The organism is Burkholderia sp. MSMB1072, assembly GCF_001524725.1.
GTDB lineage: Bacteria > Pseudomonadota > Gammaproteobacteria > Burkholderiales > Burkholderiaceae > Burkholderia.
The window spans coordinates 102,069-114,027 of sequence record NZ_LOYC01000017.1 but is presented as its reverse complement, the minus strand read 5'-3'; the positions used below and the strand labels follow the sequence as shown (position 1 = coordinate 114,027).

Genomic DNA, 11,959 nt, shown 5'->3' with positions numbered 1-11,959 from the left:
GCACGGCGCGGGGCCGGAGAGCCCCTGCGCGCCACGCGCCCCGGAATTCAAAAACGGGGCCGCGCGCATCCAGCGTTGGGCCCCGCAAACGGCTTCCATCATACCATCGCGCGTGCGCCGTCCCGACCGTCGCCGGGTTTGTCCGGTGCCGGCGCGGCACGATGGACCCGGCTCGACAGCAGCGTCGCCAGCACGATGCACACGCCGCCCGCCCACTCGCGCGCGCTCGGCAGCTCATTCGCGAACACCCACGCCGACAGCGCGGTGATCACGATCTCGAACAGCATGATGATCGACGCACGGTTCGCCGGCACGCGCGCGAGGCCGTACTGGACGAGCAGGTTGTTCGACGCCATCGTCACGCCGATCGCTGCGACGATCAGCGCGGCGACGCCCAACTGACCGCTCGCCGGCGCGGCCGGCAACCCTTCGAACAGCGACGCGATCGCGCCGAACACGGCCGCGCCGCCGAACAGCGTCGCGGTGCGCATTTCGGCGCGCATGTCGGGCAGCTCGCGGCTCGCCTTGATCACCAGCACGTTGCTCATCGCGAAGCTCAGCCCGGCCGCGAGGCCCGCCCATTCGGCCGGGTTGGCCGGCAGCGGCAAGCCGAGCGCCGGCGACCACAGCATCAGCATCGCACCGCCGATCGACAGCGCGGCCAGCCCCGCGCCCGCCCAGGTCAGCCGCTCGCGCAGCAGGAAGTGCGCGTAGATCGCGGTCCAGGCCGGCGTCAGGTAGAACAGCAGCATCACGCGCAGCACCTCGCCGTGGATCGTGCCCCATACGAACCCGAGGTTCGTCACGCCGGCCGTCACCGCGATGCCCGGCAGCACCCAGTGCCAGCGCAGCGTCGCGATCGTGCGGTGCCGCGCGACGATCACGAACAGGAACGCGACGAGGCTCGTCAGCGCGCTCGCGAGCGTGCCCGTCACGCCGAGCGATGCGAGGATCCGCAGCGGATACCAGATCAGGCCCCATACCGACGCGCCGATCAGGATGGCCAGCGTCGGCAGGCTGCCGCGTACCGCGTTGTTCATTTGGTTCGATACCCTTTATTCGACCGGCACGGCCGCCGCGCCGGCAGGCCGTGACCGCATTTCGTCACGTTATAATCGTCCGCTGCGACCCGCGCGCCCGCCGCGCCCGTTCGCAGCCGCGCGGCGCGCCCGCCGCTTCTTTCGCTCCAACCGGCCGCGATGGCCGCTTCGCCCGTGAACCCTCGACTCGACTCGCTTCAGCCCTATCCCTTCGAAAAGCTGCGCGCCCTGTTCAAGGACGTGACGCCTTCCGGCGACCTCAAACCGATCAGCTTCGGCATCGGCGAGCCCAAACACGCGACGCCGGCGCTGATCCGCGACGCCGTGGTGGCCGCGCTCGACGGCCTCGCGTCGTACCCGGCCACGGCCGGCTCCGACGCGCTGCGCACGTCGATCGCGCACTGGCTCGAGCGCCGCTACGGGCTGCCGGCGATCGATCCGGCCACGCAGGTGCTGCCGGTGTCGGGCTCGCGCGAGGCGCTGTTCTCGCTCGCGCAGACCGTGATCGACGCACGGCCGTCCGCGCACGGCGAGAAGGCGATCGTACTCTGTCCGAATCCCTTCTATCAAATTTACGAAGGCGCGGCCCTCCTGGCCGGTGCCGAACCCTATTTCGCGAACAGCGACCCGGCGCGCAACTTCGCGTGCGACTATGCGGCCGTGCCCGACGAAGTGTGGGCGCGTACGCAGCTCCTGTACGTGTGCTCGCCCGGCAACCCGACGGGCGCCGTGCTGACGCTCGACGACTGGCGCGAGCTGTTCGCGCTGTCGGACCGCCACGGTTTCGTGATCGCGTCCGACGAGTGCTATTCGGAAATCTATTTCGACGAAGCGGCGCCTCCGCTCGGCGGCCTCGAGGCCGCGCACCGACTCGGCCGCGGCTTCGAGCGGCTCGTGATGCTGTCGAGCCTGTCGAAGCGCTCGAACGTGCCGGGCATGCGCTCGGGCTTCGTCGCAGGCGACGCCGCGCTGCTGAAGAAATTCCTGCTGTACCGCACGTACCACGGCGCCGCGCTGTCGCCGGTCTGGCAGCACGCGAGCATCGCCGCGTGGAACGACGAGGCGCACGTGCGCGAGAATCGCGCGATGTACGTGCAGAAGTTCGATACGGTCACGCCGATGCTCGCCGACGTGATCGACGTGAAACTGCCCGACGCCGCGTTCTACCTGTGGGCCGACGTGTCGCGCACCGGCCTGTCGGACACCGAGTTCGCCCGCCGCCTGTACGCCGACTATAATGTGACGGTTCTGCCCGGCTCGTACCTGGCGCGCGATGCGCACGGCACCAACCCGGGCCGCGATTTCATCCGGATCGCGCTCGTCGCGGGCACCCCCGAATGCGTCGAGGGCGCGCAACGCATCGTCGATTTCTGCCGCGCTCTCGCGCGGTAATCGTCCATCCCGATCAATTCCATCCATCTCCTGCGAAAACGAACATGTCGCAACAACTTCAGCAAATCATCGATACCGCCTGGGAAAACCGCGCCGAGCTGTCGCCGAAGGCCGCGCCCGCCGACGTCCGCGAAGCCGTCGCTCACGCGATCGAGCAGCTCGACCGCGGCGCACTGCGCGTCGCCGAGAAAATCGACGGCAACTGGACCGTGCACCAGTGGCTGAAGAAGGCCGTGCTGCTGTCGTTCCGCCTGGAGGACAACGCGCCGATGCCGGCCGGCGGCTATTCGCAGTTCTACGACAAGGTGCCGTCGAAGTTCGCGAACTACACGGCCGAAGACTTCGCCGCGGGCGGCTTCCGCGTCGTCCCGCCGGCCATCGCGCGCCGCGGCTCGTTCATCGCGAAGAACGTCGTGCTAATGCCGTCGTACACCAACATCGGCGCATACGTCGACGAAGGCACGATGGTCGACACGTGGGCGACGGTCGGTTCGTGCGCGCAGATCGGCAAGAACGTGCACCTGTCGGGCGGCGTCGGCATCGGCGGCGTGCTCGAGCCGCTGCAGGCGAACCCGGTCATCATCGAAGACAACTGCTTCATCGGCGCGCGCTCGGAAGTCGTCGAAGGTGTGATCGTCGAGGAAAACTCGGTGATCTCGATGGGCGTGTACCTCGGCCAGAGCACGAAGATCTACGACCGCGAGACGGGCGAAGTGAGCTACGGCCGCATCCCGGCCGGCTCGGTCGTCGTCGCAGGCAACCTGCCGTCGAAGGACGGCTCGCACAGCCTGTACTGCGCGGTGATCGTGAAGAAGGTCGACGCGAAGACGCGTGCGAAGGTCGGCCTGAACGAGCTGCTGCGAGGCGACTGATGGCGAAGCCGCACACCGTGGTCGTCTACGGCATCCCGAACTGCGACACCGTGAAGAAGGCCCGTGTGTGGCTCGACGATCACGGCGTCGAATTCGAGTTCCACGATTTCAAGAAGCTCGGCGTCAGTGCGCCGCTGATCGAAGACTGGCTGAAGGACGTGTCGCTCGACGCGCTCGTGAACAAGCGCGGCACCACGTGGCGCGGCCTGGACGACGCGATGAAGGCTGCCGCCGAAACGAAGACCGGCGCGGTCGCGCTGATGATCCACAAGCCGTCGGTCATCAAACGCCCCGTGCTCGTCATCAACGGTCGCGTGAAATCGCTCGGCTTCGTGGCCGATCAATACGCGGCGCTGTTTGCCGCATAAGGCCGCCCGCGCGGCGCCTGCAGGCGCCGCCCGACGCCCTGTCGCTGCCGGCCACCGCGCCGGCATTTTTTATCGAAAGTGGTCCGAACCATGTCCGCCACCCTAGCCCTTACCGAACAACTGATCGCCCGCGCGTCCGTGACGCCCGACGACCAGCATTGCCAGCAGATCATGATCGAGCGCCTCGCCGCGCTCGGCTTCGAATGCGAGACCATCGCGTCGCACGGCGTGACCAACCTGTGGGCCGTCAAGCGCGGCACCGACGGCCGCGACGGCAAGCTGCTCGCATTCGCGGGCCACACCGACGTCGTGCCGACCGGCCCGCTCGAACAGTGGACCTCGCCGCCGTTCATCCCCGCCCATCGCGACGGCAAGCTGTACGGCCGCGGCGCGGCCGACATGAAGACGTCGCTCGCGGCGTTCGTCGTCGCATCCGAGGAATTCGTCGCGGCCCATCCCGGCCACCGCGGCGCGATCGCGTTCCTGATCACGAGCGACGAGGAAGGGCCGGCCACCGACGGCACCGTGAAGGTCGTCGAACTGCTGCAGGCACGCGGCGAGCGGCTCGACTACTGCATCGTCGGCGAGCCGACGTCGAGCGCCGAGCTCGGCGACGTCGTCAAGAACGGCCGCCGCGGATCGATGTCCGGCGAACTCGTCGTCAAGGGCGTGCAAGGCCACATCGCATATCCGCACCTCGCGAAGAACCCGATCCACCTGCTCGCGCCGGCGCTCGCCGAGCTCGCGGCCGAACAGTGGGACGAAGGCAACGAATACTTCCCGCCGACCACCTGGCAGGTGTCGAACCTGCATGCCGGCACCGGCGCGACCAACGTGATCCCCGGCCACGCCGACCTGCTGTTCAACTTCCGCTTCTCGACCGCGAGCACGGTCGAGGGCCTGCAGGCCCGCGTGCACGCGATCCTCGACAAGCACGGCCTCGAATACACGCTGAAGTGGTCGGTGAGCGGCCTGCCGTTCCTCACGCCGCGCGGCGAACTGTCGGGCGCGCTGGAAAACGCGATCCGCGCCGAGACCGGCATCACGACCGAGCTGTCGACGACGGGCGGCACGTCGGACGGCCGCTTCATCGCGCGCATCTGCCCGCAGGTGATCGAGTTCGGCCCGCCGAACGGCAGCATCCACAAGATCGACGAGCACATCGAGGTGCGCTTCGTCGACCCGCTGAAGAACGTGTACCGACGCGTGCTCGAACAACTGATCGCCTGACGGAGCCTCGCATGACGACACCTTTCGCCACAATCCGCGACCTGCTGCGCTACGCGGTCACGCGCTTCTCGAAAGCGAAGCTCGCGTTCGGCCACGGCTCCGACAACGCGTACGACGAAGCGGCCTACCTCGTGCTGCATACGCTCGACCTGCCGCTCGACACGCTCGAGCCGTTCCTCGACGCGCGCCTGCTGCCCGACGAAATCGCGGCCGTGCTCGCGGTGATCGAACGACGCGCGACCGACCGCGTGCCGGCCGCCTATCTCACGCATGAAGCGTGGATGCACGGCCACCGTTTCTACGTCGACGAACGCGTGATCGTGCCGCGCTCGTTCATCGGCGAGCTGCTCGACGACGGGCTGCAGCCGTATGTCGCCGATCCCGAGCAGGTCGGCGCGGTGCTCGAACTGTGCACCGGCTCCGGCTGCCTCGCGATCCTCGCGGCGAGCGCGTTCCCGAACGCCGAGATCGACGCGGTCGACCTGTCGGACAAGGCGCTCGAAGTCGCGGAGATCAACGTGCGCGACTACGGTCTGGAAGACCGCATCGGGCTGCACCGCGGCGACCTCTACGCCCCGCTGCCCGCGTTCCGAACCGATCCCGACTCGCGCTACGACGTGATCCTGACGAATCCGCCGTACGTGAACGCTGCGTCGATGGCCGCGCTACCGCCCGAATACCGGCACGAGCCGGAGATGGCGCTCGCCGGCGGCGACGACGGGATGGACATCGTGCGGCGCATCGTCGCCGAAGCGCACCGCTGGCTGCATGACGACGGCGTGCTCGTCGTCGAGATCGGCAATGAGCGCGAGCACGTCGAAGCGGCGTTCGGCGGCCTCGAGCTCACGTGGCTGCCCACCAGCGCGGGCGACGACGCCGTGTTCCTGATCCAGGCGTCGGACCTGCCGCGCAAGGCCTGAGCGTTTCCGGACCGCCCGCCGTGCGGCGCACCGTTGCGCCGCCCGGTTGGGTAAGATGCGCGGAGGCGGCCACCCAGCCGCACGACCTCCGGAATCTCCTCCGGAGTCCCCTTCGGGAGTCCTTGACGCGCCCATGACCCTCGACTGGCTACATCTCGGCACCCTGATCCTGACCATCCACGTGCTCGGGATCGTCGCGGCGTGCCACGCAATCATGAACACGCGCACGTCGCAAGGCGCGATCGCATGGGCCGTCTCGCTCACGGCCATGCCGTACCTGACGCTCGTTCCGTACCTGTTCCTCGGCCGCAGCAAATTCTCCGGCTACGTCGACGCCCGGCGCCACGAGCTGGACATGTTGCGCACGCACACACCGCGCGCGCCGTGGCGCACCGCCGACGCAACGGACGGGCCGGCCGCCGACGCGCTGGGCCAGGCCGCCGTGCTCGCGCTCACGCGGCTCGGCGGCATGCCGTTCCTCGGCGGCAATTCGGTGCGCACGCTCGTGAACGGCGACGCGACGTTCTCGGCCATCCTGTCGGCGATCGACGCCGCGCGCGACTACGTGCTCGTCCAGTTCTTCATCGTGCGCGACGATGCGCTCGGCCGGATGCTGCGCGACTCGCTGCTCGCGCGCGCGGCCGCCGGCGTACGCTGCTGCCTGCTGTACGACAGCATCGGCAGCTTCGACCTGCCGCACGGCTACGTCGACGCATTGCGCCGGGGCGGCGTCGAGGTCCATCCGTTCGCGACCAACCGGAAATTCGTCAACCGCTTCCAGCTGAACTTCCGCAACCATCGCAAGATCGTCGTCGTCGACGGCAATCGCGCGTTCGTCGGCGGCCACAACGTCGGCGTCGAATATCTCGGCGCGAAGCCACGCCTGTCGCCATGGCGCGACACCCACATCGAGATACGCGGCCCCGTGGTGGCGAGCATCCAGTATGTGTTCGCCGAAGACTGGCACTGGGCGACGCAGAAGCTGCCGCCCATCGCGCTGCCGCCGCCCGCGCAGCCCGGCGACGCCATGCATTGCCTCGCGGTGCCGATGGGGCCGGCCGACAAGCAGGAAACCGGCTCGCTGTTCTTCGTCGAATCGATCAATGCCGCGCGCGAGCGGGTCTGGATCACCACGCCGTACCTGGTTCCCGACGAAGCCGTGCTGTGCGCGCTGAAGCTCGCCGTGATGCGCGGCGTCGACGTACGCATCCTGATCCCGAGCCGGCGCGACCACTACGTCGTGTTCGAAGCGTCGAAGCTTTACGCGCGCGACCTCGTCGATGCGGGCGTGAAGGTGTTCCGCTACCGGCCTGGCTTCCTGCACCAGAAGGTCGTGCTGATCGACCGCATCGCGGCGGCGATCGGCAGCGCGAATCTCGACAACCGCTCGTTCCGCCTCAATTTCGAGGTCATGGTGCTGACCGTCGACCCGGCGTTCGCCGACGAGGTCGAGACGATGCTCGATGCCGACTTCGCGCTGGCGTACCAGGTCGATGCTGACGAATACCGGCAGTCGCCCGCGTGGCGGCGCATCGCGATGCACGTCGCGCGGCTGTTCGCGCCGATCCTGTAGCGGCCCTGACGAGCGCCGCGCCCGCTGCACCGGCGCGGCGCACGCCGCGCTGCGCCGTCACAGCAGCTTGTCGATGTCCGCGGCGATTTCGTCGGGCTTGGTGGACGGCGCGTAGCGCTTGACGATGCGCCCTTCGCGGTCGATCAGGAATTTCGTGAAATTCCACTTGATCGCCTTGAGGCCGAGAATGCCGGGCGCCTCGTCGGTCAGGTAGCGATACAGCGGATGCGCATGGTCGCCCTTCACGTCGATTTTCGCGAACATCGGGAACGTGACGCCGTAGTTGCGCTCGCAGAACGCACCGATCTGCGCGGCGTCGCCCGGCTCCTGCTTGCCGAACTGGTTGCACGGGAAGCCGAGCACGAAGAAGCCGCGCGCCGCGTACTGGTCGTACAGCTTCTGCAGACCCGCGTACTGCGGCGTGAAACCGCACTCGCTCGCCGTATTGACGATCAGCAGCACCTTGCCGCGATACGCATCGAGCGATACCGGCGCACCGGCGAGCGTCTCTGCGCTGAACGAATACAGGGTGGACATCGGGTACTCCTTATACGAAACCGGATCGACGTGGAGTCTAGGCGAAATTGCGCCGTTGCGGCATCGGCCGAGCGGCCGATGCCCGGCACGACCGGTGCGCGGTCTAGAATAGCGGTTTTGGCCAGTCATTTCCGCCGTGATCCGTTTCAATCAGTTCAGCCTTGCGCGCGGCACCAAGCCGCTGTTCGAGTCGACCTCGTTCGTGCTCAATCCCGGCGAGAAAGCCGGCCTGATCGGCGCGAACGGCGCCGGCAAGTCGACGCTGTTTTCCGTCCTGCGCGGCGAGCTGCATTCCGACGGAGGCGATTTCTCGATGCCGCCGTCGTGGCGGATCGCCCACGTGTCGCAGGAAACGCCCGCAGTCGACCGCTCGGCGCTCGACTACACGCTCGACGGCGATGTCGCGCTGCGCGAGATCGAGGCCCGCATCGCCGCCGCTTCGGCCGCGCATGACGGCGCCGCCGAAGCCGACGCGCACGCGGCGTTCGCCGATGCCGACGGATACACCGCGCCGGCCCGCGCCGAAGCGCTGCTGCTCGGCCTCGGCTTCACGCTCGCGCAAACCCGCGAATCCGTCGCGAGCTTCTCCGGCGGCTGGCGCATGCGGCTGAACCTCGCGCAGGCGCTGATGTGCCGCTCCGACCTGCTGCTGCTCGACGAACCGACGAACCACCTCGACCTCGATGCGATCGTGTGGCTCGAAGACTGGTTGCACCGCTACCCCGGCACGCTCGTCGTGATCTCGCACGACCGCGAATTCCTCGATTCGATCTGCAACGTCACGCTGCATCTGGAAAACCGCCAGGTGAAGCGCTACGGCGGCAACTACTCGCAGTTCGAAGTGCTGCGCGCGCAGCAACTGGCGCTGCAGCAAAGCGCATACGAAAAGCAGCAGAAGACGATCGAGCACCTGCAGAGCTTCGTCGACCGCTTCAAGGCCAAGGCGACGAAGGCCAAGCAGGCGCAAAGCCGAATGAAGGCGCTCGAGAAGATGGAACTGATCGCGCCCGCGCACATCGCGTCGCCGTTCACGTTCGAATTCCGCACGCCCGATGCCGCACCGAACCCGATGATGGTGATGGAGGACGTCCGTTGCGGCTACCACGCCGACGACGGAGCGGACATCCCGATCGTCGAGCGCGTCGCACTGTCGATCCAGAATGGCCAGCGCATCGGCCTGTTGGGCGCGAACGGTCAGGGCAAGTCGACGCTGATCAAGACACTGGCCGGCACGCTCGCGCCGCTATCTGGGCACGTGCGCGACGGCAAGGGGCTGACGATCGGCTATTTCGCGCAGCACCAGCTCGAAACGCTGCGCGAAGACGATTCGCCGCTCGCGCACCTGGCGCGGCTCGCGCCCGACACGCGCGAGCAGGAATTGCGCGACTTCCTCGGCGGCTTCAATTTCTCGGGCGACATGGCGACCAGCCCGGTCGGGCCGTTCTCGGGCGGCGAAAAAGCGCGCCTCGCACTGGCCCTGATCATCTGGCAGAAGCCGAACCTGCTGCTGCTCGACGAACCGACAAACCACCTCGACCTCGAGACGCGCCACGCGCTGACGATGGCGCTCGCGCAGTTCGAAGGCACGCTGATCCTCGTGTCGCACGACCGTCACCTGCTGCGCGCGACGACCGACCAGTTCATGCTGGTCGCGAAGCACCGGCTGCAGCCGTTCGACGGCGACCTCGACGACTACCGCGACTGGCTGCTGCAGCATGCGGCCGAGCAGCGCGCGGCCGCAAAGGCCGACAGCGCGGCCGCCGCGGGCGCCGATCCGGGCGTCAACCGCAAGGATCAGAAGCGCCAGGCGGCCGAGGAACGCCAGCGGCTGTCGCAGTTGAAGAAGCCGCTGCAGAACCGCATCACGAAGCTCGAAAAGGAAATGGAAGCGCTACACGCGGAGAAGGCTCGCCTCGATGCGTTCGTCGCCGATCCGGCGAGCTACGAGGCCGCGCGCAAGACGGAACTGACCGACGCGATCCGCAAGCTAGGCGAGGTCAACACGCGGCTCGAGACGGTCGAGGCCGACTGGCTCGCCGCGCAGGAAGAACTCGAGCAGATCGGCTGACCGCGGCCGCCGGGCCGTCAGCCGACGATCGCGTCATCGGCGGCGCGGTGCGTCGGAGCGTCCATGCCCGACGAAACGGCCCGGCCGCGAAAACGACGAAGCCGGGCACCTGGCCCGGCCTCGTCGGTCACTGCTGCGTCGGCCCGCCGCGCGATCCGCTCAGCGACGCGGCAGCGTGTCGCGCGGCATCTGCTCGTCGTCGCCCATCAGGTATCGGCGCCCTTTGGTCGGCCGGCGAATCGCCGCGACGACTTCCGCTTCCGTCACATCCTCGGACACGACCTTGCGCGCCAGGCGCCCTTCTTCGTCGATCCATTCGACGATCCGGCATCCGCCGCCCCACGGCTGGCGAATCGGCTCCGACACGCGGCAGCCGCGCAGGTTGTAAAGGCGTCCGCCAGGCGCTTCCCCATACGATTTCAACATAGGTTCCCTTCGCATTGCGCGGTTCGACAATCCGGCAAAGGATAGGGAAAAGCGATGTCCGGCGGGTTACAGCAGCCTACATATTCTTTACAGTGAATTACGCGACAGATCGTCCGGCGACGCCCGGCCCGCACGCGCCGGCTCGCTCATTCGAGATCGCGCACGCGGTCGATCGCCTGCTCGAGCCGCTCGACGGCCATCACGTTCAGCCCTTCGATCGCCTGTTTCGGCGCATTCGCCTTCGGAATCAGCGCGGACGTGAAGCCGAGCTTCGCCGCTTCGCGCAGTCGTTCCTGCCCGCGCGGAGACGGCCGGATCTCGCCTGCCAACCCCACCTCGCCGAACACGATCAGCCCTTTCGGCAGCGCCTTGTTGCGCATCGACGAGTGAATCGCGAGCAGCACCGCGAGGTCGGCGGCCGGTTCGGTGATCTTCACGCCGCCCACCGCATTCAGGAACACGTCCTGGTCGAAGCACGCGATGCCCGCGTGCCGGTGCAGCACCGCGAGCAGCATCGCGAGCCGGTTTTGCTCGAGGCCGACCGCGAGCCGGCGCGGGTTCGGCACGTGCGCCGTATCGACGAGCGCCTGGATTTCGACGAGCAGCGGCCGCGTGCCTTCCTGCGTGACGAGCACGCACGAACCGGGCACGACCTGCTCGTGTTGCGACAGGAACAACGCGGACGGGTTGGCTACGCCGCGCAGCCCGCGCTCGGTCATCGCGAACACGCCGAGCTCGTTGACTGCGCCGAAGCGGTTCTTGAACGCACGCACGAGCCGGAACGACGAATGCGTGTCGCCCTCGAAATACAGCACCGTGTCGACGATGTGCTCGAGCACGCGCGGCCCGGCCAGGTTGCCTTCTTTCGTCACGTGCCCGACCATGATGATCGCGGTGCCCGACTGTTTCGCGATGCGCGTGAGCTGCGCCGCGCATTCGCGCACCTGCGCGACCGAGCCGGGCGCCGACGTGAGCGCGTCCGAATAGACGGTCTGGATCGAGTCGATGACGGCCACGTCCGGCCGCTCCGCATCGATCGCGGCCTGGATCTTCTCGAGCTGGATCTCGGCGAGCAGCTTCAGTTCGGCCGCCGGCGCGCCGCCGCCCAGCAGCGCGAGCCGTTGCGCACGCAACGCGATCTGCGCGGCCGATTCCTCGCCGCTTATATAGAGCGCGCGCCGCTCGCTCGCGATATCCGCGAGCGACTGCAGCAGCAGCGTCGACTTGCCGATGCCCGGATCGCCGCCGATCAGCACGACGCCGCCGGGGACCAGCCCGCCGCCCAGCACGCGGTCGAATTCGCCGATGCCGGTCGAGAAGCGCGGTACGTCGGCGGCCTCGATGTCGACGAGACGCTGCACCGGCGCCCGCTTCGCGAGCGACTGGAAACGATGGGCCGCCGGCGATTCGGCGACCGATTCGACGAGGGTGTTCCAGGCCTGGCACGACGGGCACTGGCCCTGCCACTTGGGGATCTGTCCGCCGCACTCGCTGCAGACGTAAACGGTTTTCTGTTTGGCCACGCGCGACGCC

11 protein-coding genes are annotated in these 11,959 nt (G+C 68.0%); 7 read left to right on the top strand and 4 right to left on the bottom strand.

All coding sequences use genetic code 11. The annotated features are described in order from the left end of the window. Window positions 1-98: 98 nt before the first annotated feature. On the bottom strand, window positions 99-1,040 hold the full coding sequence (locus WS89_RS09110) for a DMT family transporter (RefSeq protein ID WP_059505891.1): 942 nt from the start codon (window positions 1,038-1,040) through the stop codon (window positions 99-101). A 159-nt stretch (window positions 1,041-1,199) separates the two neighbouring features. On the opposite strand from WS89_RS09110, the gene dapC reads away from it, so the two are divergent. From dapC to cls, 6 genes are all read left to right on the top strand, one after another. Then, a complete protein-coding gene (dapC, locus tag WS89_RS09105) occupies window positions 1,200-2,432 on the top strand; it encodes a succinyldiaminopimelate transaminase (RefSeq protein WP_059505886.1) in 1,233 nt (410 codons plus the stop codon). Between the two features lie 44 nt (window positions 2,433-2,476). Further along, a complete protein-coding gene (gene dapD, locus WS89_RS09100) occupies window positions 2,477-3,304 on the top strand; it encodes a 2,3,4,5-tetrahydropyridine-2,6-dicarboxylate N-succinyltransferase (RefSeq protein ID WP_006759623.1) in 828 nt (275 codons plus the stop codon). Beyond that, on the top strand, window positions 3,304-3,672 hold the full coding sequence (locus tag WS89_RS09095; RefSeq protein ID WP_059585829.1) for an ArsC family reductase: 369 nt from the start codon (window positions 3,304-3,306) through the stop codon (window positions 3,670-3,672). The genes dapD and WS89_RS09095 overlap by 1 nt, the downstream gene beginning before the upstream one ends. Window positions 3,673-3,762: 90 nt before the next feature. Further along, window positions 3,763-4,902 (top strand): succinyl-diaminopimelate desuccinylase, encoded by a 1,140-nt coding sequence (dapE, locus tag WS89_RS09090; RefSeq protein ID WP_059790559.1) that lies wholly within the window; start codon window positions 3,763-3,765, stop codon window positions 4,900-4,902. Window positions 4,903-4,913: 11 nt separating this feature from the next. Further along, window positions 4,914-5,822 carry a 50S ribosomal protein L3 N(5)-glutamine methyltransferase gene (prmB, locus tag WS89_RS09085; RefSeq protein ID WP_059780841.1) on the top strand — a complete coding sequence of 303 codons (909 nt, stop codon included), beginning with the start codon at window positions 4,914-4,916 and terminating at the stop codon, window positions 5,820-5,822. Between the two features lie 133 nt (window positions 5,823-5,955). After that, a complete protein-coding gene (gene cls, locus WS89_RS09080; protein WP_059505880.1) occupies window positions 5,956-7,395 on the top strand; it encodes a cardiolipin synthase in 1,440 nt (479 codons plus the stop codon). A 57-nt stretch (window positions 7,396-7,452) separates the two neighbouring features. On the opposite strand, the gene WS89_RS09075 is transcribed toward cls, so the two are convergent. Then, window positions 7,453-7,932 (bottom strand): glutathione peroxidase, encoded by a 480-nt coding sequence (locus WS89_RS09075; RefSeq protein WP_011549528.1) that lies wholly within the window; start codon window positions 7,930-7,932, stop codon window positions 7,453-7,455. Between the two features lie 136 nt (window positions 7,933-8,068). Between WS89_RS09075 and WS89_RS09070 the strand changes: the two genes are divergently transcribed. Next, the gene (locus tag WS89_RS09070) at window positions 8,069-10,000 is read left to right on the top strand and encodes an ATP-binding cassette domain-containing protein (RefSeq protein WP_059790557.1); all 1,932 of its coding nucleotides are present in this window, start codon (window positions 8,069-8,071) and stop codon (window positions 9,998-10,000) included. A gap of 159 nt (window positions 10,001-10,159) precedes the next feature. Here WS89_RS09070 and WS89_RS09065 read toward each other — a convergent pair whose 3' ends face one another. Both WS89_RS09065 and radA read right to left on the bottom strand, forming a co-directional pair. Beyond that, window positions 10,160-10,426 carry a DUF2866 domain-containing protein gene (locus tag WS89_RS09065; protein WP_059505876.1) on the bottom strand — a complete coding sequence of 89 codons (267 nt, stop codon included), beginning with the start codon at window positions 10,424-10,426 and terminating at the stop codon, window positions 10,160-10,162. A 146-nt stretch (window positions 10,427-10,572) separates the two neighbouring features. Continuing rightward, on the bottom strand, window positions 10,573-11,949 hold the full coding sequence (gene radA, locus WS89_RS09060) for a DNA repair protein RadA (protein ID WP_059790555.1): 1,377 nt from the start codon (window positions 11,947-11,949) through the stop codon (window positions 10,573-10,575). Window positions 11,950-11,959 lie beyond the last annotated feature (10 nt).

Coding starts and splice junctions, on each gene's coding strand:
- WS89_RS09110 (WP_059505891.1), bottom strand. CDS start 1,040: ATGAACAACGCGGTACGCGGCAGCCTGCCGACGCTGGCCATCCTGATC.
- dapC (WP_059505886.1), top strand. CDS start 1,200: ATGGCCGCTTCGCCCGTGAACCCTCGACTCGACTCGCTTCAGCCCTAT.
- dapD (WP_006759623.1), top strand. CDS start 2,477: ATGTCGCAACAACTTCAGCAAATCATCGATACCGCCTGGGAAAACCGC.
- WS89_RS09095 (WP_059585829.1), top strand. CDS start 3,304: ATGGCGAAGCCGCACACCGTGGTCGTCTACGGCATCCCGAACTGCGAC.
- dapE (WP_059790559.1), top strand. CDS start 3,763: ATGTCCGCCACCCTAGCCCTTACCGAACAACTGATCGCCCGCGCGTCC.
- prmB (WP_059780841.1), top strand. CDS start 4,914: ATGACGACACCTTTCGCCACAATCCGCGACCTGCTGCGCTACGCGGTC.
- cls (WP_059505880.1), top strand. CDS start 5,956: ATGACCCTCGACTGGCTACATCTCGGCACCCTGATCCTGACCATCCAC.
- WS89_RS09075 (WP_011549528.1), bottom strand. CDS start 7,932: ATGTCCACCCTGTATTCGTTCAGCGCAGAGACGCTCGCCGGTGCGCCG.
- WS89_RS09065 (WP_059505876.1), bottom strand. CDS start 10,426: ATGTTGAAATCGTATGGGGAAGCGCCTGGCGGACGCCTTTACAACCTG.